At 75.2% G+C, this 21,433-nt stretch carries 22 protein-coding genes; 21 read left to right on the forward strand and 1 reads right to left on the reverse strand.

The features are described 5' to 3' along the window. Positions 1 to 72: 72 nt before the first annotated feature. The 19 genes from ACFC2L_RS11060 (at position 73) to ACFC2L_RS11150 (ending at position 18,236) form a co-directional block, all read left to right on the forward strand. Positions 73 to 453: a hypothetical protein gene (locus tag ACFC2L_RS11060; RefSeq protein ID WP_375824359.1), complete on the forward strand. Its 381-nt coding sequence runs from the start codon at positions 73 to 75 to the stop codon at positions 451 to 453. A 74-nt stretch (positions 454 to 527) separates the two neighbouring features. Beyond that, on the forward strand, positions 528 to 1,700 hold the full coding sequence (gene ftsY, locus ACFC2L_RS11065; RefSeq protein ID WP_375824360.1) for a signal recognition particle-docking protein FtsY: 1,173 nt from the start codon (positions 528 to 530) through the stop codon (positions 1,698 to 1,700). Between the two features lie 215 nt (positions 1,701 to 1,915). Next, positions 1,916 to 3,229: an ammonium transporter gene (locus tag ACFC2L_RS11070; RefSeq protein WP_375824361.1), complete on the forward strand. Its 1,314-nt coding sequence runs from the start codon at positions 1,916 to 1,918 to the stop codon at positions 3,227 to 3,229. Beyond that, on the forward strand, positions 3,226 to 3,564 hold the full coding sequence (locus ACFC2L_RS11075) for a P-II family nitrogen regulator (protein ID WP_375824362.1): 339 nt from the start codon (positions 3,226 to 3,228) through the stop codon (positions 3,562 to 3,564). The genes ACFC2L_RS11070 and ACFC2L_RS11075 overlap by 4 nt, the downstream gene beginning before the upstream one ends. A gap of 16 nt (positions 3,565 to 3,580) precedes the next feature. Then, positions 3,581 to 5,443 carry a [protein-PII] uridylyltransferase gene (locus tag ACFC2L_RS11080; protein ID WP_375824363.1) on the forward strand — a complete coding sequence of 621 codons (1,863 nt, stop codon included), beginning with the start codon at positions 3,581 to 3,583 and terminating at the stop codon, positions 5,441 to 5,443. Positions 5,444 to 5,567: 124 nt separating this feature from the next. Beyond that, positions 5,568 to 7,178 carry a signal recognition particle protein gene (ffh, locus tag ACFC2L_RS11085; protein WP_375824364.1) on the forward strand — a complete coding sequence of 537 codons (1,611 nt, stop codon included), beginning with the start codon at positions 5,568 to 5,570 and terminating at the stop codon, positions 7,176 to 7,178. A 160-nt stretch (positions 7,179 to 7,338) separates the two neighbouring features. Then, the gene (locus ACFC2L_RS11090; protein WP_375824365.1) at positions 7,339 to 8,463 is read left to right on the forward strand and encodes an amidohydrolase family protein; all 1,125 of its coding nucleotides are present in this window, start codon (positions 7,339 to 7,341) and stop codon (positions 8,461 to 8,463) included. A gap of 169 nt (positions 8,464 to 8,632) precedes the next feature. Continuing rightward, positions 8,633 to 9,070 (forward strand): 30S ribosomal protein S16, encoded by a 438-nt coding sequence (gene rpsP, locus ACFC2L_RS11095; RefSeq protein WP_375824366.1) that lies wholly within the window; start codon positions 8,633 to 8,635, stop codon positions 9,068 to 9,070. Continuing rightward, positions 9,070 to 9,309: an RNA-binding protein gene (locus tag ACFC2L_RS11100; RefSeq protein ID WP_024840519.1), complete on the forward strand. Its 240-nt coding sequence runs from the start codon at positions 9,070 to 9,072 to the stop codon at positions 9,307 to 9,309. Before rpsP ends, ACFC2L_RS11100 begins: the two co-directional genes overlap by 1 nt. Before the next feature lie 141 nt (positions 9,310 to 9,450). Next, a complete protein-coding gene (rimM, locus tag ACFC2L_RS11105) occupies positions 9,451 to 10,047 on the forward strand; it encodes a ribosome maturation factor RimM (protein ID WP_375824367.1) in 597 nt (198 codons plus the stop codon). A gap of 1 nt (position 10,048) precedes the next feature. Further along, a complete protein-coding gene (gene trmD / locus ACFC2L_RS11110) occupies positions 10,049 to 10,870 on the forward strand; it encodes a tRNA (guanosine(37)-N1)-methyltransferase TrmD (protein ID WP_375824368.1) in 822 nt (273 codons plus the stop codon). A gap of 275 nt (positions 10,871 to 11,145) precedes the next feature. Further along, positions 11,146 to 11,505, forward strand: a complete 360-nt coding sequence (gene rplS / locus ACFC2L_RS11115; protein ID WP_253051275.1) for a 50S ribosomal protein L19 — start codon at positions 11,146 to 11,148, stop codon at positions 11,503 to 11,505. 162 nt (positions 11,506 to 11,667) lie between these two features. Then, positions 11,668 to 12,498 carry a signal peptidase I gene (gene lepB / locus ACFC2L_RS11120; RefSeq protein WP_375824369.1) on the forward strand — a complete coding sequence of 277 codons (831 nt, stop codon included), beginning with the start codon at positions 11,668 to 11,670 and terminating at the stop codon, positions 12,496 to 12,498. Next, positions 12,495 to 13,358 (forward strand): ribonuclease HII, encoded by an 864-nt coding sequence (locus ACFC2L_RS11125; RefSeq protein WP_375824371.1) that lies wholly within the window; start codon positions 12,495 to 12,497, stop codon positions 13,356 to 13,358. Before lepB ends, ACFC2L_RS11125 begins: the two co-directional genes overlap by 4 nt. A gap of 37 nt (positions 13,359 to 13,395) precedes the next feature. Continuing rightward, a complete protein-coding gene (locus ACFC2L_RS11130; RefSeq protein WP_024840525.1) occupies positions 13,396 to 13,695 on the forward strand; it encodes a DUF2469 domain-containing protein in 300 nt (99 codons plus the stop codon). 122 nt (positions 13,696 to 13,817) lie between these two features. Continuing rightward, positions 13,818 to 14,177, forward strand: a complete 360-nt coding sequence (locus ACFC2L_RS11135) for a YraN family protein (RefSeq protein ID WP_047232652.1) — start codon at positions 13,818 to 13,820, stop codon at positions 14,175 to 14,177. Continuing rightward, complete coding sequence (locus ACFC2L_RS11140) at positions 14,177 to 15,715, forward strand: YifB family Mg chelatase-like AAA ATPase (protein ID WP_375824372.1); 1,539 nt, start codon at positions 14,177 to 14,179, stop codon at positions 15,713 to 15,715. Before ACFC2L_RS11135 ends, ACFC2L_RS11140 begins: the two co-directional genes overlap by 1 nt. Further along, complete coding sequence (dprA, locus tag ACFC2L_RS11145) at positions 15,708 to 17,048, forward strand: DNA-processing protein DprA (protein WP_375824373.1); 1,341 nt, start codon at positions 15,708 to 15,710, stop codon at positions 17,046 to 17,048. Before ACFC2L_RS11140 ends, dprA begins: the two co-directional genes overlap by 8 nt. 219 nt (positions 17,049 to 17,267) lie before the next feature. Then, positions 17,268 to 18,236, forward strand: coding sequence for a tyrosine recombinase XerC (locus tag ACFC2L_RS11150; protein WP_375824374.1), 969 nt, complete (start codon positions 17,268 to 17,270; stop codon positions 18,234 to 18,236). Between the two features lie 24 nt (positions 18,237 to 18,260). On the opposite strand, the gene ACFC2L_RS11155 is transcribed toward ACFC2L_RS11150, so the two are convergent. Further along, positions 18,261 to 18,839 carry a M23 family metallopeptidase gene (locus ACFC2L_RS11155; protein ID WP_375824375.1) on the reverse strand — a complete coding sequence of 193 codons (579 nt, stop codon included), beginning with the start codon at positions 18,837 to 18,839 and terminating at the stop codon, positions 18,261 to 18,263. Between the two features lie 433 nt (positions 18,840 to 19,272). Between ACFC2L_RS11155 and rpsB the strand changes: the two genes are divergently transcribed. Together rpsB and tsf are read left to right on the forward strand one after the other, a co-directional pair. Continuing rightward, on the forward strand, positions 19,273 to 20,256 hold the full coding sequence (gene rpsB, locus ACFC2L_RS11160) for a 30S ribosomal protein S2 (protein WP_375824376.1): 984 nt from the start codon (positions 19,273 to 19,275) through the stop codon (positions 20,254 to 20,256). Positions 20,257 to 20,545: 289 nt separating this feature from the next. Beyond that, entirely contained in the window at positions 20,546 to 21,385 is an 840-nt protein-coding gene (gene tsf / locus ACFC2L_RS11165; RefSeq protein WP_375824377.1) for a translation elongation factor Ts, read from the forward strand. The last annotated feature ends 48 nt before the right edge of the window (positions 21,386 to 21,433 follow it).

The raw sequence follows: 21,433 nt of genomic DNA on the forward strand, positions 1-21,433 counted from the left end.
GATGTGGTGCCGATCGGACGGCACGGCGTGGCGCGGGTCGCGCCGCGTGCGCCGACCCGGATACTGGACCTCATGGTCTGGATGTTCGTGTGGCTGGGACTCACGCTCGGCGTCGCCGCCGTCGTGTTCCTGTTCGCGAGCGTCGTCGCGCGCTCGGAGGCCCAGGCCACGGGTGCGCAGGGGGACCGGTCCGGCGAGCAGGGGATGCGCGCGTTCTGGCGCGACTTCCGCTCGGGGCTGCGTCGGCGCCGCCGCCGCGGGAACCTCGACGCGCACCACGTCGGGACCGTGCGCATGCCCCGGCCGGTCGACACGAGCATCGACGACTTCTTCACCGCGACCGAGGTGACGTCGCGCGCGTACGTCGACGCGGAGGAGCTGACCGACGTCCTGCACCGCGCGCGCGAGCGCGTGCGGCCGCTGCACACGGGGGAGCGACCCCCGCAGGCGTGACGCACACTGCGACGCGCGCGCGACCAGCGTGCGACCACCGCGTGGCCTCCGCCCGCGTCTGAGAGACTTCCGGGGTGAACGACCTCCTCCCGCTCTGGATCGTCCTCGGCGTCCTGCTCCTCGTCGGCCTCGTCACGTTCGGGACCGTGTCGGTCCGCCGGCGTCGCCGCGACGTCGTCGAGCCCCCGCCCTCCGCACCGGCCGCGCCGCCGGAGACCCGCGAGGCCGTGACGGCGCCGCCCGGCGCCGACGTCCAGGCCCCGCCCGTCGAGGAGGCGGCCCCCGCCCCGACGGTCGAGCGCCCCGAGCCCGTCGGCGGCCGCCTCGTCCGGCTCCGTGAGCGGCTCGCGCGGTCCGGCTCGCCGCTCGGTGCGCGGCTCCTCTCCGTGCTCTCGCGCGACCACCTCACCGAGGACGACTGGGACGAGCTCGAGGAGACGCTCCTGCTGGCCGACGTGGGCGCCGGTCCTGCCGGTGAGCTCATCGACGCGCTGCGCACCAAGGTCCGCGTCCTCGGCGTCCGGGACGCCGCGAGCGTCCGCGACCTGCTCCGCACGGAGCTCGTCGCGCTCGTGGACCCCTCGCTCGACCGGTCGCTCGCGACGTCCCCCCACGCCGGGGAGGACGGGAGCCCGGTGCCGGCCGTCGTGCTCGTCGTCGGCGTGAACGGGACGGGCAAGACGACGACGGTGGGCAAGCTCGCGCGCGTGCTGGTCGCGGAGGACCGCAGCGTCGTGCTCGGCGCGGCCGACACGTTCCGCGCCGCGGCGGCGGACCAGCTCGAGACCTGGGGCTCGCGCGTGGGCGTCCCGACCGTGCGGTCCGACCGCGACGGCGCGGACCCCGCCGCCGTCGCGTTCGACGCCGTGCGCCGCGGTCGCAGCGAGGGCGCCGACGTCGTGCTCGTCGACACGGCCGGACGGCTCCAGAACAAGCAGGGCCTCATGGACGAGCTGGGCAAGATCCGGCGCGTGATCACCAAGGAGGCGCCGCTGTCGGAGGTGCTCCTCGTGCTCGACGCCACCACCGGGCAGAACGGCCTCAACCAGGCGCGCGTGTTCGGCGAGGTCGCCGGCGTGACGGGCATCGTCCTGACGAAGCTCGACGGGACGGCACGCGGAGGAATCGTCGTCGCGGTGCAGCGTGAGCTGGGCGTCCCCGTGAAGCTCGTCGGGCTGGGGGAGGGGCCGGACGACCTCGCGCCGTTCGACCCGGAGCAGTTCGTCGACGGGCTCCTCGGCGACTGAGGGGCTTCTCGCCCCGGGTCACGATCGTGTCACGCTGTGATCACGAGGGTGTCGCGATCCGGACGCCGCGCCGCCCCCGCACGGGGGTGAAACGGAACGTTTACGTCCGAGCGGCGCTTGTCACACCCGCGTAACACGGTGACACCGCGGGGGAAACCCGCCCGCACCACCGTAGTCCCCGACCGGCCGCCCGGCTGGCGAGGGGAGATGATCCGATGGAGTGGGACACCGGGGCAACCGCGTGGATGCTGACCTCAGCATCCCTCGTGCTCCTGATGACGCCCGGACTGGCGTTCTTCTACGGCGGCATGGTCCGCGCCAAGTCCGTGCTGAACATGATGATGATGTCGTTCGGCGCGATGGCCGTCGTGGGCGTCGTCTACGTGCTGTGGGGCTGGTCGATGTCCTACGGCGAGGCCGGGACGGGCGGCCTCGTCGCCAGCCCGTTCGCGCAGTTCGGACTCTCGGGGGCGATCACGGACGCCGACGGCAGCGCCGTGGCGAGCACGCTCGGCAACTACCCGAACGTGGTGGACGTCGCGTTCCAGGTGACGTTCGCGATCATCACGGTCGCGCTCATCTCGGGGGCGCTGGCCGACCGCGTGAAGTTCGGCACCTGGCTCACCTTCACGGCGATCTGGGTCACCGTGACGTACTTCCCGCTCGCCCACATGGTGTGGGGCGGCGGCTTCCTCTCGGGCAACGAGAACGGGCTCGCGGCGAGAATCTTCGGCGTCACCGACGGCGCCGCCACGGTCGCGCCGATCGACTTCGCGGGCGGCACCGTCGTCCACATCAACGCCGGTGTCGCGGCCCTCGTGCTCGCGATCCTCATCGGCAAGCGCAAGGGCTTCGGCAAGGAGCCGATGCGCCCGCACAACCTGCCGTTCGTCATGCTCGGCGCGGCCCTCCTGTGGTTCGGCTGGTTCGGGTTCAACGCGGGCTCGGCCTTCGGGGCGAACGAGACCGCGGGCCTCGCCTGGGTCAACACGACGAGCGCCACCGCGGCGGGCATCATCGGCTGGCTCCTCACGGAGAAGATCCGCGACGGCCACGCGACGTCGCTCGGTGCGGCCTCCGGCGTCGTGGCGGGCCTCGTCGCGATCACCCCGGCCGCCGGGGCCCTCAACCCCGTCACGTCGATCGTCCTGGGCCTCGTCGCCGGCGCGCTCTCCGCCCTCGCGGTGGGCCTCAAGTACCGGTTCGGCTACGACGACTCCCTCGACGTCGTCGGCGTCCACCTGGTCTCCGGCCTCTGGGGTACCGTCGCGATCGGCTTCCTCGCCACCGACACGGGCCTGTTCTTCGGCGGCGGCGCGCAGCAGCTCGTCGTGCAGGTCCTCATCGCCCTCGTCGCGATCATCTTCTCGGCGGCCACCACGCTCGTCATCGGCCTGGTCCTCAAGGCCACGATGGGCTGGCGGGTCAGCGAGGACGCCGAGGTCGGGGGCATCGACCTCGCGGTCCACGGCGAGACGGCGTACGAGTCCATCCAGCAGGGCAGCGTCATCAAGGAGGTGCGGGCATGAAGCTCGTCACGGGAATCATCCAGCCGCACCGGCTCGACGACGTGAAGTCGGGGCTCGAGGCCGCGGGCGTGCGGGGCATGACGGTCAGCGAGGCCAGCGGCTACGGGCGCCAGAAGGGCCACACCGAGGTCTACCGCGGTGCGGAGTACACGGTCGACCTGGTGCCCAAGGTCCGCGTCGAGGTCCTCGTCGACGACGCCGACGCGGCCGTGGTCACCGAGGTGATCGTCAAGGCGGCGCAGACGGGCAAGATCGGCGACGGCAAGGTCTGGACGGTCCCGGTGGACGACGTCGCCCGCGTGCGCACGGGCGAGCACGGCCCCGGCGCCCTGTGAGGCGACGGACCATCGGATGACGGACCACGCCGACACCCCGACCACGGGCGGGGTCGCGGGGGGATCGGCGGGACGCCTCGGGCAGCAGCCGGGCGAGCAGAGCGCGGAGGTCCCGCACCCCGACGGGGTGCGGGACCTCCGCGCGCGGATGCTCGACGTCGCGCGGTCCATGAGCGGGCCCGGACGCAGCGGCGTCGCCCGCCGGGCCGCCGTCGTCGACCTCGTGACGTCGTCCCTGCAGGGCCTGTGGCGCGAGGCGACCGACGGCGTCGCGCCGGACGGCATCGCGCTCGCCGCGGTGGGCAGCCTGGGCCGGGGCGACATGGGGCCCGCGAGCGACCTCGACCTCGTCCTCGTCCACGACGGCCGCAGCCACGCGGCCGACGACGTGGCGCGCGTCGCCGAGCGCCTGTGGTACCCGCTCTGGGACGCCGGCGTCGACCTCGACCACGCGGTGCGCTCGCTCTCGCAGTGCCGCCAGGTGGCGTCCAAGGACGTCCCCGCGGCCGTCGGCTGGCTCGACGTGCGCGCGGTGGCCGGCGACGCCGTCGTCGTGCACCGCGCGTCCTCCGCGGTCCTCACCGACTGGCGCTCCGCGTCGCGCCGCCGCCTGCCCGACCTGCTCTCCTCGACGCGCGAGCGCGCGGAGCGGTCCGGGGAGCTGGCGTACCTCATCGAGCCCGACCTCAAGGAGTCGCGCGGCGGCATCCGAGACGCCGTCGTGCTCTCGGCGCTCGCGGCGACGTGGCTCACGGACCGTCCGCACGGGTCGGTCGACCGCGCGAACGCGCACCTCCTGGACGTGCGGGACACCCTGCAGGTCGTCACGGGCCGGCACACGAGCAGGCTCCTGCTGGCCGACCTCGACGAGGTCGCCGCGCTCTCCGGCTTCGACGACCCCGACGAGCTGCTCGCGAGCCTCGCGGCAGCGGGCCGCGAGGTCTCCTACGCGCTCGACACCACGGTCCGGCGCGCCCGCCAGGCGCTCCAGCGGCCGTCGGTCACGCGGCGTCCGGTGCTCGTCCGGGGGCGTCGGACGGCGCCCCGGCTGCGGTCCGTCGGCGACGGGCTCGTCGAGCACGACGGCGAGCTGGTGCTTGCCGTGGACGCGCACCCCGAGACAGACCCGATGCTCTCGTTGCGGGCCGCCGCCACCGCCGCGCGGACCGGCCTGACGCTCTCGCCCGTCTCGGTCGCGAGCCTCGCGCGGTGCCCGCCCCTGCCCGAGCCGTGGCCGCGGGCCGCGCGGGCGGCGTTCCTCTCTCTCCTCGGGTCGGGGCACGCCCAGGTCGCGGTGTGGGAGGCGCTCGACCTCGCCGGCGTCGTGACCACGTGGATCCCGGAGTGGGCAGGAGTGCGGAACCGTCCGCAGCGCGCCGCCGTGCACCGGCACACCGTCGACCGGCACCTCGTGGAGGTCGTGGCGCGGGCGGCCCGGGGCCGCAAGGACGTCGAGCGCCCGGACCTGCTCCTGCTGTCCGCCGTGCTGCACGACGTCGGCAAGCGCGCGGGGGCCGTCGACCACTCGGTCGAGGGCGCGCGCCTGGTGCCCGCGATCCTCGGCCGCATGGGCTTCGAGCCCGAGGTCGTGGCCGACGTGGAGCGTCTCGTGCGGCACCACCTGACGCTGTCCCGGCTCGCGGTGAGCGAGGACCCGGACGACCCGGCGACGGTCGCCGAGCTCGCGGACGCCGTCGACCACCGGCCCGACCTCCTCCGGGTGCTGCGCGCGCTCACCGAGGCGGACGCGTCGTCCCTCGGCCCGAGCGCGTGGACCGCCTGGCGTGCACGCCTCGTCGACGACCTCGTCGGGGAGACGCTGCGGGTGCTGGGGGCTGCGCCGAGGGACGTGCCGGGAGAACCGGACGCCGCCGGGTAGGCTGGTCCCTCGCGGACGGCCCGTCCTCTGCCAGCCCTGAACCGGACCAGGACCCGGACCCGGGCGACGGCAGGCGGGAGCGCCGACGCGGACGAGACTTCCGACGACTGGTGAGGATGACGCGGTGTTCAACACGCTGTCGGACCGACTGACTTCGACCTTCAAGAACCTGCGTTCGAAGGGCCGGCTGTCCGAGGCGGACATCGACGCGACGATCCGGGAGATCCGGCGCGCGCTGCTCGACGCCGACGTGGCGGTGCCCGTCGTGCGCGAGTTCAGCGCGACCGTGCGCGAGCGGGCGCTCTCGTCCGAGGTGTCGGGCGCGCTCAACCCGGCGCAGCAGGTCGTCAAGATCGTCAACGAGGAGCTCGTCGGCATCCTCGGCGGCGAGAGCCGCGGGCTGCGGTTCTCCAAGACGCCGCCGACGGTCATCATGCTCGCGGGCCTCCAGGGCGCGGGCAAGACGACGCTGGCCGGAAAGCTGGCCCTGCACCTGCGCGAGCAGGGGCACACGCCGCTCCTCGTCGCCGCGGACCTCCAGCGGCCGAACGCCGTCACCCAGCTCAGCGTCGTCGCCGAGCGCGCCGGGGTCCCGGTGTTCGCCCCGCACCCGGGCAACCAGAGCGGGGTCGAGGTCGACGACGTCATCGGCGACCCCGTCGCCGTCGCGCGCGAGGGCGTCGAGACCGCCCGCCAGCGCCAGCACGACGTCGTCATCGTCGACACCGCGGGCCGCCTCGGCCTGGACGCCGTCCTCATGCAGCAGGCGTCGGACATCCGCGACGCCGTGCAGCCCGACGAGGTCCTGTTCGTCATCGACGCGATGATCGGCCAGGACGCCGTCGCGACCGCGAAGGCGTTCGAGGAGGGCGTCGACTTCACGGGCGTCGTGCTCACCAAGCTCGACGGCGACGCGCGCGGCGGTGCCGCGCTGTCCGTGCGCGGCGTCACCGGGCGCCCGATCCTCTTCGCCTCGACCGGTGAGAAGCTCACCGACTTCGAGGCGTTCCACCCGGACCGCATGGCGTCGCGCATCCTCGACATGGGCGACGTCCTGACGCTCATCGAGCAGGCCGAGAAGGCGTTCGACGCCGAGCAGGCCGCCAAGATGGCGGAGAAGGTCGCCACGGGGCAGGACTTCACGCTCGCGGACTTCCTGGTGCAGATGCAGCAGATGAAGAACATGGGCTCGATGAAGAAGATGCTCGGGATGCTCCCGGGCATGGGCCAGATGCGCGAGGCGCTCGAGAACTTCGACGAGCGCGAGGTCGACCGCATCGAGGCGATCATCCGCTCGATGACCCCCGCGGAGCGCGACAACCCGAAGATCATCAACGGCTCGCGCCGCGCGCGCATCGCGCGCGGGTCCGGCGTGACCACGAGCGACGTCAACCAGCTCCTCGAGCGGTTCGCCGGGGCGCAGAAGATGATGCGGCAGATGAGCCGGGGCGGCGGCATGCCGGGCATGCCCGGCATGGGCAACCTGCCGGGCATGGGCGGCAAGAAGGCTCGCGGGCGCCAGGCGCCGCAGCGCAAGGTCAAGGGCAAGTCGGGCAACCCGGCGAAGCGCGCCGCGCAGGAGCGCGCGGCCGCCGCCCGCGCGGCGGGGGAGACCACCGGGCCGTCCGCGCCCGCCGGGTCGGCGTTCGGCGTCGGCAGCCCCGCCGAGCCGGCGCGCACGACGCCCGACGACCTCCAGCTCCCGCCGGGGTTCGAGAAGCTGCTCGGCCGCTGACCCGGCCGCCGCCCTCCGGGCGCGCCGGGTCGTGTCCCGGGTGCGTCCCGCAGCCGCTCGGTCGCCAGGTGGCGCTAGGTTATGTCCGTGGCACCCTCCGGTGCCGCCCCGTGCCCGCGAACCGGGCCGCCCGTCCTGACCGTCCTCACCCAGGAGCCGCATGTCCGCGCTGGAAGGCCCCACGCTGCACGTCCGCGGCCACGTCATCGTCGGCGACGACCGCGAGGTGGGCGACCTGTGGGTCAAGGACGGGCGGATCAGCCTCACACGACCGTCCGCCCAGGGCACCAACATGGTGGAGCTCGAGGGCTGGGCCCTGCCCGGCCTCGTCGACGTGCACTGCCACGTCGGCCTGGGCGCGCAGGGCGCGGTCGACGCGGCGACGGCCCAGGACCAGGCCCTCACGGACCGCGACAGCGGCGTCCTCCTGGTGCGCGACGCCGGCTCGCCGCTCGACACGCGGTGGGTGCACGGCCGGCGCGACCTGCCGCGGCTCGTGCGGGCCGGCCGCCACCTCGCGCGCCCCAAGCGCTATCTGCGGAGCTACGGGCTCGAGCTCGACGACGTCGCGCAGCTCCCCGACGCCGTCCGCCGCGAGGCGCGCCAGGGCGACGGCTGGGTGAAGATCGTGGGCGACTGGATCGACCGCGACCTCGGGGCCGACGGTGACCTGCGACCCCTGTGGCCCGACGACGTCCTCGCCGAGGCCGTCGCCGCCGCGCACGCCGAGGCCGCGCGCGTCACCGTGCACGCCTTCTCCGAGGAGGTGATCCCGTCCCTGCTCGCCGCGGGCGTCGACGGGATCGAGCACGGCACGGGGATCGATCCGGACCTCATGTACGAGATCTCCGAGCGCGGGATCGCGGTCACGCCGACCCTGCTGCAGGTCGGGCAGTTCGAGGCGATCGCCCGGCAGGCCGACGGGAAGTACCCGGTCTTCGCGGCGCGCATGCGCCGGCTCCACGAGCGCCGGTACGAGCAGGCCCGGGCGCTGTACGAGGCGGGCATCCAGATCCTCGTCGGGACCGACGCGGGCGGGACGATCGGGCACGGCCGCCTCGCGGACGAGTGCGCCGAGCTCGTGGCCGCCGGCATCCCCGACGCGGCGGTCGTCGCGGCGGCGAGCTGGCAGGGCCGGGAGTACCTCGGTTACACGTCGCTCGTCGAGGGCGCGTCGGCGGACTTCGTCGTGTACCCGCAGGACCCGCGCGAGGACGTCGGCGTCCTGCGCGCCCCGACGGCGATCGTGCTGCGTGGGGAGATCGTCGCCCCGCACGCCGGCTGAGCCGTCGCGCAGGTTGGTCCGGGCCGGTCCGGTCTGGCACAATGTCCCGGTACTCGGCGTGCCCCGGCCCCTCTCTCCGGCGCGTGCCGTGTCCTGAACCCCTTCCTCGTCCTGTCCCCACGGGACGGGTCCGGGTTCGCCCGAACCAGAACCAGGAGAGACCACCACTGTGGCCGTCAAGATTCGTCTGAAGCGTCTCGGCAAGATCCGTGCGCCGTACTACCGTGTCGTCGTCGCGGACTCGCGCACCAAGCGTGACGGTCGCGTGATCGAGGAGATCGGCAAGTACCACCCGACCGAGGAGCCCTCGTTCATCGAGATCACCTCGGACCGCGCCCAGTACTGGCTCGGCGTCGGCGCGCAGCCGACCGAGCAGGTGCTCGCGCTCCTCAAGATCACGGGCGACTGGCAGAAGTTCAAGGGCCTGCCCGGCACCGAGGGCACGCTCAAGGTCAAGGGCGAGAAGGTCGACCCGGCCGCCGCGATCGAGGCCGCCGCCGCGGACGCGGAGAAGGTCAAGGCCAAGGCTGCCGAGAAGAAGACCGAGGCTCCGGCCGAGGAGCCCGCCGACGCGGCCGACGAGGCCGCTGCCGACGAGCAGGCCTGATGATCGCCGAGGCGCTCGAGCACCTCGTGCGCGGCATCGTGGACAACCCGGACGACGTCCGGGTGAACGCGAAGACGCTGCGTCGCGGTGACCTGCTCGAGGTCCGGGTGCACCCGGACGACCTCGGCCGCGTGATCGGCCGCGGCGGGCGCACCGCCCGTGCCCTGCGCACGGTGATCGGCGCGCTCGCGACCGACGGGCCGGTCCGCGTCGACGTCGTGGACGTCGACCGCCGCTGAGGCCCGCACCATCGTGCCCCGCGAGGGGCCACGGGCAAGGCCCGGCCCGCCGACCGGCGGGCCGGGCCTTCCTGCATCCACCGCCCGACCCCGTGCCGACCCGGCACCATCCCGACCAGGACCACCGGAGGAGTGACGACCATGGAGCTGACCGTCGCGCGCGTCGGCAAGGCGCACGGACTGCGTGGCGAGGTCGCGCTCGACCTGCGCACCGACGAGCCCGAGGAGCGCCTCGCGGTGGGCGAGCGCCTGGAGACGCGTCCCGCGACGGCGGGCCCGCTGACCGTCGGGACCGTGCGGGTGCACCAGGGGCGGTGGCTCGTCGGCTTCGAGGGCGTCCGTGACCGCACCGCCGCGGAGGCGCTGCGCGGCGTCGAGCTCGTGGTCGAGGTCGAGGCGTCCGACGAGGAGGACGCGTGGTACCCGCACGAGCTGGTCGGGCTCCGCGCGGAGGACCCGGACGGCCGGGCCCTCGGTCGCATCGACGGCCTCGAGCACCTGCCCGCGCACGACGTCCTCGTGCTGCGCGAGACGGGCGGGGCCCGCACGCTCGTCCCGTTCGTCCGGCAGATCGTCCCGCTCGTCGACGTGGCCGGCGGCCGGGTCGTGCTCGACCCGCCGGGTGGCCTCCTCGCGTCGGACGCCGAGCGCCTGGAGGTCGCGGCGCCGGGCGCGGGCGACCCTGCGGACGACGGCGCGACGGGTTCGCAGGACGCCGCGGCCGACGGCGAGGCCTGACGTGCGGATCGACGTCGTCACGATCTTCCCCGACTACCTCGCCGCGCTCGACCTGTCGCTCGTCGGCAAGGCGCGTGCCGCCGGGATCCTCGACCTGCGCGTCCACGACCTGCGGGACTGGACGACCGACCGGCACCGCACCGTCGACGACACGCCGTTCGGCGGCGGGGCGGGCATGGTCATGCGCCCCGACGTGTGGGGCCGCGCGATCGACGACGTGGCGGGCCTCACGACGGGGACGGCCGACGGCGGCGGCGCGGGCGCGGTGCACCTGGTCGTGCCGACGCCGTCGGGCGAGACCTTCACGCAGCGCACGGCGGAGGCGCTCGCGACCGAGGAGCACCTCGTCGTCGCCTGCGGGCGCTACGAGGGGATCGACGCGCGCGTCGCCGAGCACTACCGGTCCGCTGGGATGCGGGTCAGCGAGCTGTCGATCGGCGACTACGTCCTCAACGGGGGAGAGGTCGCCGCGCTCGTGATGGTCGAGGCGGTCGGCAGGCTGCTGCCGGGCGTCGTGGGCAACCCCGAGTCGCTCGTGGAGGAGTCGCACGGCGCCGCGGGCCTGCTCGAGTACCCCGTGTACACGAAGCCGCCGGCGTGGGACGACCTCGAGGTGCCCGACGTGCTGCTGTCGGGCCACCACGCGCGGATCCACCGCTGGCGCCGCGACCAGGCCCTGCGCCGGACCGCCGCGCGACGGCCGGACATGGTGCGGGCGCTCGCCGTCGACGCGCTCGACCGGCACGACCTGGAGGTCCTCGCGGAGGCGGGGTGGACCGTCGTCGACGGTCGCCTCGACCGCGCCGCGCACGGCGCTCCCTGACGTCCGGTCGGCCGGGCGGCGGGTCCAGGACCGGCCGGGCTGCCGGCAGACCCTCCGGGTGTGGCAGAATGGTCGATCGGTGTGTGCCGCCCCGGAACCTCTGCCACAGGGGAGCCCGCGCCCGGATCCTCGGGCGGACTGGCACGACGGGTCGACGACCGCGAGGTGGTCGACCGTCCGCGCGCAGCACGGCACACCCCACCGACAGACGACGACGGCCCGGCGCGCCCGGGCCACGAGCACGCGTCCGACCTGTGGCGGACGAGGAGAAGCACATGCACACGCTGGACAGCGTCGACGCAGCATCGCTGCGCAGCGACGTCCCGGAGTTCCGCCCCGGTGACACGCTCAAGGTCAACGTCAAGGTCGTCGAGGGCACCCGCTCCCGCGTCCAGGCGTTCCAGGGCGTCGTCATCGCCCGTCAGGGCAGCGGGATCCGTGAGACGTTCACGGTCCGCAAGATCAGCTTCGGCGTGGGTGTCGAGCGCACGTTCCCCGTGCACTCGCCGTCCATCGACTCGGTCGAGGTCGTGACGCGCGGCGACGTGCGCCGCGCCAAGCTGTACTACCTGCGCGCGCTGCGCGGCAAGAAGGCGAAGATCAAGGAGAAGCGCGACACCGCGCCCGCTCGCTGATCGGCTGTCGGCAGACCGTCGACGGACCGTCGACTGACACTGCCGCTCCGCTCGTACGACGGCGGCCGTCCCCTCGGGACGGCCGCCGTCGTCGTCCCCGGACCCAGGGTCCGGGAGCCGGTCCGTTTCTCGGAAGTCGGCCGGAGGTGGCATTGTGAACGCGTGACCGACAGCGCCCCGCCCCGCGGCCCGCAGCCCGACGCCGGTACCGAGCGCGCGGCGCTCGGTCCTCGCGACGACGAGGAGACCCCGCAGCACGGGGAGCATCTCGCGGAGCCCGGTGCGCACCGGTCGGGCCGGGGGTCCGGTGAGCGCCCGGCGCGGAAGTCGTCGCTGCTGCGCGAGACGGCGATCATCGTGGTCAGCGCGCTGGTGCTGTCGCTGCTCATCAAGACGTTCCTGGTGCAGGCGTTCTTCATCCCGAGCGCGTCCATGGAGGACACGCTGGTCGAGGGCGACCGGGTGATGGTGTCCCGGCTCGTGCCGGGCGCGTTCGACGTGCACCGGGGCGACATCGTGGTGTTCAAGGACCCGGGCGGGTGGCTGCCGCCGCCGGTGCCGCAGGCCGAGAGCCCGGTGTCGGAGGCGGTGCGCGCGGCGCTGACCTTCATCGGTCTGCTGCCGCAGGACACCGGCGAGCACCTGATCAAGCGGGTGATCGGCACGCCGGGCGACCACGTGGTGTGCTGCGACGCAGAGGGGCGGGTGAGCGTCAACGGCGTGTCGGTCGACGAGACCTACATCAAGCCCGGCTCGATCCCCAGCCAGGACCCGTTCGACCGGACCGTGCCCGAGGACATGCTGTTCGTCATGGGCGACAACCGGCAGAACTCGGCGGACTCGCGCTACAACACGGGCAAGCCCGGTGGCGGGTTCGTGCCGATGGGCAACGTCGTCGGGACGGCGTTCGTCAAGGTCTGGCCGCTGTCCCACCTCGGTCTGCTGCGCAACCCCGGCGACGTGTTCGCCGACGTGCCCGAGGTGGAGCCGTGACGCTCGACGCCGTCGCGCCTCCCGCCGTTCCCGCGTCCGCCGAGGCGCCCGTCGCGCCGGCGGCACCGGCGCGCGTGCGCCGCGCGCCCGCGCGTCGTCGTCCGGACCTGCGTCAGGAGCGCGCGATGCTGCGCGACGGCGCCCGGCTCGTCGCCGGCATGGACGAGGTCGGCCGCGGCGCGCTCGCGGGCCCGGTCTCGGTGGGCGTCGTCGTCGTCGACCTCGCCACGAAGCCGTGCCCGCCCGGCCTCACCGACTCCAAGCTCCTCACCGCGGCCGCGCGCGAGGCCCTCGTGCCGCTCGCGCGCTCGTGGTCGGTCGCGTGGGCCGTGGGGCACGCCGGCCCTGCCGAGATCGACGCGCACGGCATCGTCGGCGCGCTGCGCCTCGCGGGCCGCCGCGCGCTCGCCCAGGTGCGCCGCACGGTCGGCGACGTCGACGCGGTCCTCCTGGACGGCAAGCACGACTGGCTCAGCCGCCCGTCGGCGGTCGACCTCTTCGAGGCGTTCGACCTCGACCCGCACGACGACGAGCGGATCGTCGACCCGCGCGTGCGCACGCTGGTCAAGGCCGACCTCCAGTGCGCGTCGGTCGCCGCGGCGAGCGTGCTCGCGAAGACCGAGCGCGACGGCCTCATGACCAGCCTCGCGCGGCAGTACCCCGCCTTCGGGTGGGACCAGAACAAGGGCTACGGCGCGGCGGCGCACGTCGAGGCCCTGCGCGAGCACGGCCCGACGCCGCAGCACCGCCGGTCCTGGCGGCTGCCGGAGCGGGGCGACGAGGCCCTCGACGCCCCCGCGTACGGCGAGCCCGTGGACGTCCTCGAGCTCGACCCCGACGCCGGCCTGCCCACGAGCTGAGGCGGGCGCGGAGCGCTCGATGGTCCATGATGGAGGCGTGAGCGCCGAAGACCTCGAGAACTACGAGACCGAGATGGAGCTCGCGCTGTACCGCGAGTACCGCGACGTGGTGGGCCTGTTCTCGTACGTGGTGGAGACCGAACGCCGCTTCTACCTGGCGAACCAGGTGGACCTCCAGGTGCGGTCCGCCGCGGGCGAGGTGTACTTCGAGCTGCGGCTCGCCGACGCGTGGGTGTGGGACGTGTACCGGTCGGCGCGGTTCGTGAAGTCGGTCCGCGTGGTGACCTTCAAGGACGTCAACGTCGAGGAGCTCGCGAAGGCGGAGCTCCAGCTCTGACAGCTCTGACCGCGGTCCTGGCCGTCCACAAGGCCGCTTCCTCGTAGTCCCGTCCACAGGCGGTCGCGGGTCGCTGGCGCCGCTCCTCCCCGTCGCCCACGGTGGGCGGCGGAGGTGAGCCCATGGGAGCGAAGGACGCCGTCGGGCGGTACGGGGAGAGGGTGGCCGCGGCCCACCTGGTCGAGGCGGGCTGGACCCTGCTCGACCGCAACTGGCGCGGGACGCGCGGCGAGCTCGACGTCGTCGCGCTGGACGGGGACGTGCTGGTCGCCGTCGAGGTGAAGACGCGTCGCGGCACCGGGTTCGGGCACCCTGCCCAGGCCGTGACGCCCGCGAAGCTCGGTCGCCTGCGCCGGCTCACGGGGGAGTGGCTCGCGACCCACGACGTGCGCGCACGGTCCGTCCGGATCGACGTCGTGGCCGTGCTCGTGGCGCGCGCGGGCGCCGCGCAGGTGGAGCACCTCGTCGGGGTGAGCGCCTGATGGGCCTCGGGACGACCCGCGCCGTCGCGCTCGTCGGGCTGTCCGGCCACGTCGTCGAGGTGCAGGCGCACCTCGCGGCCTCGGTGCCCGGCTTCGTGCTCGTCGGGCTCCCGGACGCGGCGCTCAGCGAGTCGCGCGACCGCGTGCGTGCTGCCGTCACCTCGTCCGGTATCCCGTGGCCTCAGCGCAAGGTCACGATCAACCTCTCGCCCGCGGCGCTGCCCAAGTCCGGCACGGGCTTCGACCTCGCGATCGCGGTAGCGCTGCTCGCCGGCGCGCAGGTCGTCCCGGCGCGCGCCGTGGAGGACGTGGTGCACCTCGGGGAGCTCGGCCTCGACGGCCGCCTCCAGCCCGTGCGCGGCGTCCTGCCCGCGGTGGCCGCGGCCGTCGCCGCCGGGTTCCTCGACGTCGTCGTGCCGGCGGCCGACGCCGAGGAGGCCCGGCTCGTGCCCGGCGCGCGCGTCGTGGGGGTGACGACCCTCGCCGACGTCGCCCGGCTCCACGGGGCGTCGCTCGACGACCCGGGCGGTGCCGCGTCCCCGGTCGTGGTGCCCCGCCCGGCCGCCGTGCGACCGCAGCCGGGCGACCTCGCGGACGTCGTGGGGCAGCACGAGGCGCGGCACGCGCTCGAGGTCGCCGCCGCGGGCGGGCACCACCTGCTGCTGGTCGGCGCGCCGGGCGCGGGCAAGACGATGCTCGCGTCACGGCTGCCCGGGATCCTGCCCGACCTCACCGAGGGCGAGGCCGTCGAGGTGACGGCCGTCCACTCGGTGGCCGGGGTGTTCGACCCGGGGTCCGGGCTCGTCCGCCGCCCGCCGTACGAGGACCCGCACCACACGGCCACCCCGGCGGCGATCGTCGGGGGCGGCAGCGGCCTGCCCCGGCCCGGCGCCGCGTCGCGCGCCCATCGCGGGGTCCTCTTCCTCGACGAGGCGCCCGAGTTCGGGGCGCGCGTGCTGCAGACCCTGCGGCAGCCGCTCGAGCACGGCGAGCTCGTGATCCATCGTGCCGGCGGGACGGCGCGCTACCCCGCGCGCTTCCAGCTCGTCCTCGCGGCGAACCCGTGCCCGTGCGGCAAGGGCGTCGGGAAGGGACTCGAGTGCACCTGCTCGCCCGTCGCGCAGCGCCGCTACTTCGGCCGGCTGTCCGGTCCGCTGCTCGACCGCGTCGACGTCCAGGTCGAGGTCCGACCCGTCACCCGGGTCGAGCGTGCTGACGCCGGGCGGCCGGAGTCGAGCGCGGCGGTCGCGCGGCGGGTCGCCGCCGCCCGGGAGACGGCGTCCGCGCGCCTGGCGGGGACGCCGTGGCGGACGAACGCCGAGGTGCCCGGCACCTGGCTGCGCGACCGGCTGGGTCCCGATCCCAGCCTGCTGACGGACGTCGACACCGCGCTCGACCGCGGCACGCTGAGCCTGCGTGGCGCGGACCGTGTGCTGCGCCTCGCCTGGACGGTCGCCGACCTCGCCGGGCACGCCGCACCTACGCGCGCCGACGTCGGGGCCGGGCTCGCGCTCCGGACGCGGGGCTACCGTGGCTGAGCGGCGGGCGGCCCCGACGGCTCCCGTGCGGCCGGTCTTCGACGTCAACGACGACCGGCTCGCGCGGGCGGCGTGGTCGCGCCTGGCGGAGCCCGGGGACGAGGTCGCGGTCGCGCTCGTCGAGCAGCTCGGGGCCTCGGCCGCGCTGGCCTGGCTCGTCGAGGCGGTGAACGACCCGGCGCAGGCTCGCCGCGAGCTCGTCGGGCTCGCGGAGGTCGCAGGCGACGGTGGGGCGGGGCTGGGGCCGCTGCTCGGAGGGGCCGGACCCGGCGCCTCGGCAGCCGGCGACGACCGGCCCGCGCCCGGTCGCGACCCGCGGAGCGGGCCCGTCGCGCGGCTCCTGCGCGCCGTCGCGCGCTGGGCCCCGCGGCTGGAGGGTCTCGACCCGCGCCGCGAGCTCCGCGTGCTCGACCGGCTCGACGGCTCGTTCGTCGTCCCGGGCGACCCGGGATGGCCAACGGCCCTCGACGACCTGGGTCCGGGTCGCCCGCTCGCGCTGTGGGTCCGCGGGTCGGACCGCCTGGCGGCGCTGGCCGCGCGCTCCGTCGCCGTGGTCGGGGCACGCGCCTGCACGGACTACGGGCGCCACGTGACGGGGGAGATCGCGTCGGGCCTCACGACGCGCGGGTTCACGGTCGTCTCGGGCGGCGCCTACGGGATCGACGCCGCGGCCCACCGCGCGGCGCTCGTGTCGGGCGGTCCGACCGTCGCGTTCCTCGCCGGCGGGGTGGACCGGCTGTACCCCGTCGGCAACACGGAGCTCCTCCGGGCCGTCGTCGGGACCGGAGGTGCCGTGGTGTCGGAGGTGCCACCAGGCTCCGTGCCCAGCCGGGTCCGCTTCCTGCTGCGCAACCGGCTCATCGCGGCGTTCGCGGGTGCGACCGTGGTCGTGGAGGCGGCCTGGCGCTCGGGGTCCCTGAGCACGGCGGTCCGCGCGGCCGAGCTCTCGCGGCCCGTCGGCGCCGTCCCCGGACCCGTGACCTCGATGGCGTCGACCGGCTGCCACCGTCTCCTGCGCGACGGGGCCGCCGTGTGCGTCACCGACGCCGACGAGGTGGCGGAGCTGGCCGGAGCGCTGGCACGGGACGCGGCGCCCGCGGCGCCGGCCGCGGGGACCCGCAGGACACCCCGCGACGCCGTGTACGACGGGCTCGACGCCGTGGAGACCCGGACGTGGGACGCGCTGCCGTTGCGGTCGGGCGCCCCGACGGACGCCGTCGCGCGGTCGGCGGGGCTCGCCGTCCCGGAGGCTGTCGGTGCCCTCGGTCGGCTCGAGGTCCGCGGTCTGGCAGAGCGGACGCCGGGCGGATGGCGGCGCGTGCGCGCGGGGTGAGGAGCCGGCCGGGCGGCGTCACGGTGCCGGGCGGAGGTGCCGGGCGGAGACGACGAGGGCCAGCCGAGGAGGGAGCCCGGCGGAACGCGCGCAGAGCCGCCGCGTCGCACGGAGCATGGGTGGCGACGAGTCGGCGCGGAGGAGGGGGCGTGCGGGCCTCCGGGCAGAGCCGCGGAGCGCCTCCCGCGGACGTGCGGTGCCGCGCGCGAGACTGGGGGAGTGACCCGCACGACCCGTCCCGACGACGCCGACACGCCCGACGAGCGCCGGCCCGACGCCCTGCCGCCCGCGCTCGACGCGGCGCTCGCGGACTTCGGGACGCATCTCGAGGTCGCTCAGGGCTCGTCCGCGCACACGGTGCGCGCGTACACGGGCGACGTCGAGTCGCTCCTGGGCCACGCCGTGCGGAACGGGGCGTCGTCGCCGGAGGACGTCGACCTCGCGGCCCTGCGCGCGTGGCTGACCGAGCAGTCCGAGCGCGGGCTCGCCCGGGCGACGCTCGCGCGCCGGGGTGCGGCCGCGCGGGCGTTCTTCGACTGGGCGCGGCGGACCGGGCGCGTGGTAGCGGACCCGGCGGCCCGGCTCGCGAGCCCGCGCGTCCCGCGCACCCTGCCGACCGTGCTCACGGCCGACGCGGCCGGCAGGTTGCTCGATGCCGCGCGGGAGGCGGCGGCCGCGGGCGACCCGGCCCGGTTGCGCGAGTGGGCCGCCGCCGAGCTGCTGTACGGGGCCGGGATCCGCGTGGGCGAGCTCGCGGGTATCGACGTGGACGACGTGGACCTGTCGCAGCGGGTCGTCCGGGTGCTCGGCAAGGGGGACAAGGAGCGCGTCGTGCCGTTCGGCGTCCCGGCGGCACGGGCCGTGACGCGCTGGCTGGACTCGGGGCGGCCGGGGCTCGTGACGGAGCGGTCGGGCGCGGCGCTCCTCGTCGGGGACCGGGGCGGTCGGTGGGGGCAGCGGCAGGTGCGCGACGCCGTGCACCGGCTCGCGCTCGCGGCGGGGGTCGACGACGTCGCCCCGCACGACCTGCGGCACAGCGCCGCGACGCACCTCCTCGCGGGCGGCTCGGACCTGCGCAGCGTCCAGGAGATCCTCGGGCACTCCTCGCTCGCGACGACGCAGCGCTACACCCACGTGACGGCCGAGCGGCTGCGCAGCTCGTTCGAGCAGGCCTTCCCACGCGCCTGAGCACGCCGGGGCATCGTCGTCCGGTCACGGCTCCCCGAGCGGGAGGAGCACGATCGGCGGCCGCTCGCCGAGCAGCGCGAGCGGGTCGACGTAGCGCTCGCCCCGTCGCACGCCCCAGTGCACGCAGGCGGCCGCGCAGTGGCTCGCGACGGTCTCGCCGCCGGGGGAGCCCTGCACGGTCCCGACGACGTCACCCGCGGCGACGCGCGTCCCCCGCGGTGCCACGGCGGTGACCGGCTCGAGCGACGTGCGCAGCCCGTCGTCGTGCGTGACGACCACCACGTCGCGGCCCGCGACGGGGCCGGCGAACGTGACGACCCCGGGTGCGGGGGCGAGGACGGTCTCGCCGGCGGCGGCGGCGAGGTCGACGCCCCGGTGGCCGGGCAGCCAGTCGTGCAGCGGCGGGTCGAACGGTGCGAGCACGCCGAGCGCGTCGGGCGCGCGGTCGAGCGGCGGCACCCAGCCGGGGGAGGCGCCGGCGGGGGCGTCCAGGGGCCCGCCCGGGGCGGCGGGCGCCGGTGGGCCCAGGACGAGCAGGAGCGCGGTCAGCACGAGGGCCACCGCACGTCGTCGGACGGTCGCAGGGGTACGGTCGAGAGCCATCGCGCCAGGGTGCCCGACGCAGGTCGCGGCCGGGCGGCGGGAGTCGGCGGCCTGTGGACGGCGGGTCGCGACGACGCACGGGACCGGCGGCTGTGGTCGGCCCTGCCGTCGGGTAGACTTGCCGCTGCGACCGGCGCGTTCGCCGTGCCCGGCCCGAGGTGATCACCTCGGCCGAGGACGGAGCCGGTCGACTTCGCGCGTCACGTCCTCGCCCATCCTCCCGGCTCCGCCGGACCGGGCGGGGCCGCGTCCGGCGTCGGTCCTGCCCGCACCTGCTCGAACGGTGCGTCGCAGGCGTCGGCACGGGTGACGCCAGGGGTGCGACCACCAGGGTCGTCACCGACAACCGCACCGCGGTCCGTCCCACGGGAGGGGCCGCCAGAAGCGTGCGCGCACCGGGTGGATCCCGGGCCGCACGGCGAAAGGACGTGTCATGGCCGTCGTGACCATGCGCCAGCTCCTCGAGAGCGGTGTCCACTTCGGGCACCAGACCCGCCGTTGGAACCCGAAGATGAAGCGCTTCATCTTCACGGAGCGCAACGGCATCTACATCGTCGACCTCCAGCAGTCGCTGTCGTACATCGACCGCGCATACGAGTTCGTCAAGGAGACCGTCGCGCACGGCGGTTCCATCCTCTTCGTCGGCACCAAGAAGCAGGCCCAGGAGCCCGTGGCCGAGCAGGCCGCGCGCGTCGGCATGCCCTACGTGAACCACCGCTGGCTCGGTGGCATGCTCACCAACTTCACCACGGTGCACAAGCGTCTCCAGCGCCTCAAGGAGCTCGAGGAGATCGACTTCGACGACGTCGCCGGCTCGTCGCTCACCAAGAAGGAGCTCCTCGTCCTGCGTCGCGAGAAGGACAAGCTCGCCCGCACGCTCGGCGGCATCCGCGACATGGCGAAGGTCCCCTCCGCCGTGTGGATCGTCGACACGAACAAGGAGCACCTCGCGGTCGACGAGGCGCGCAAGCTCCACATCCCGATCGTCGCGATCCTGGACACCAACTGCGACCCCGACGTCGTGGACTACAAGATCCCGGGCAACGACGACGCGATCCGCTCCGTGACGCTGCTCACGCGCGTCATCGCGGACGCCGTCGCCGAGGGTCTGCTCCAGCGCCACTCGGGCCGTTCGGGCGCCGAGGCCGAGGCGGGCGCCGAGGCCGAGCCGCTGGCCGAGTGGGAGCGCGAGCTCCTCGCCGGTGCCGAGAAGCAGCTCGAGGCTGACGAGACCGCCGCCGAGGCGAACGTCGAGGCCGCCGCGGCCGAGGAGGTCGCCGAGGCTGCTGCCGAGGTCGCCGCCGAGGAGCCGGGCGACGCCGCCGCCGAGGTCGTGGCCGAGGCTGCTGCCGAGGTCGCCGCCGTCGCCGACGCGGAGGCCGTGGTCGCCGACGCCGAGGCCGACGAGACCAAGTGACGTCCCGGGGTGGGGGGGGGGGGCCCCCCCCCCCCCCCCCGCCCGCCCCCCCCCCCCCCCCGGCCCCCCCCCCCGCCCCCCGCCGGCCCCCCGGGCCCCCCCCCCCCCCGCCGGGCCGCCCGGCGCCCCCCCCCCCGCCCCCCCGCCACCACCCTCACGCCGCGGGTGGCGCGGGGCCCCCCCCCCCCCCACCCCGTGCCGTCCCACCGGCGCACCGGGCACCGCCACGGTGCCCCCAGCACGTACCCGTGACGAAGAACCCGTGACGAACCACGAGTGAGGAACCACCATGGCGAACTACACCGCCGCTGACATCAAGGCGCTGCGCGAGCGCACCGGCGCCGGCATGCTCGACGTCAAGAAGGCTCTCGACGAGGCGGACGGCGACGCGGAGAAGGCGCTCGAGATCATCCGCGTCAAGGGTCTGAAGGGCGTCGCCAAGCGCGAGGGCCGCTCGACCTCCGAGGGCCTCATCGCCGTCGACATCCGCGACACCGAGGGTGGCCAGGTCGCGACGCTCATCGAGCTCAACTCCGAGACGGACTTCGTCGCCAAGAACGACACGTTCATCTCGCTCGCGGACCGCGTCCTCAAGGCTGCGGCCGAGGCCGGCGCGCGCGACGCGGACGCGGCGCTCGCCGCGGACGCGGACGGCGAGACCGTCCAGCAGGTCATCGACAACCAGGCCGCGACGCTCGGCGAGAAGATCGTCCTGCGCCGCGTGACCCGCGTCGCGGGCGAGCGCGTCACGGCGTACCTGCACCGCACCGCGCGCGACCTGCCGCCGTCGATCGGCGTCGTCGTCGCCACGGACGCCGCGGGCGAGGCCGTCGCGAAGGACGTCGCGCAGCACGTCGCCGCGATGTCCCCGACGTACCTGTCGCGCGACGAGGTCCCGGCCGAGACGGTCGAGAACGAGCGCCGCATCGCCGAGGAGACCTCGCGCAACGAGGGCAAGCCCGAGGCCGCGCTCCCGAAGATCGTCGAGGGTCGTCTGAACGGCTACTTCAAGGACGTCGTCCTCGTCGACCAGCCGCTCGCGAAGGACCCGAAGAAGACGGTCGGCCAGGTCGTCTCCGAGGTCGGTGGCACCATCACCGAGTTCGTGCGGTACCGCGTCGGCGCCTGACGCCCCCGTCGGCCCGGTCCCGTCGCCCGCGAGGCGCCGGGACCGGGC

The sequence above is a fragment of the Cellulosimicrobium sp. NPDC055967 genome (genome assembly GCF_042269845.1).
Taxonomy (GTDB): Bacteria; Actinomycetota; Actinomycetes; order Actinomycetales; family Cellulomonadaceae; genus Cellulosimicrobium.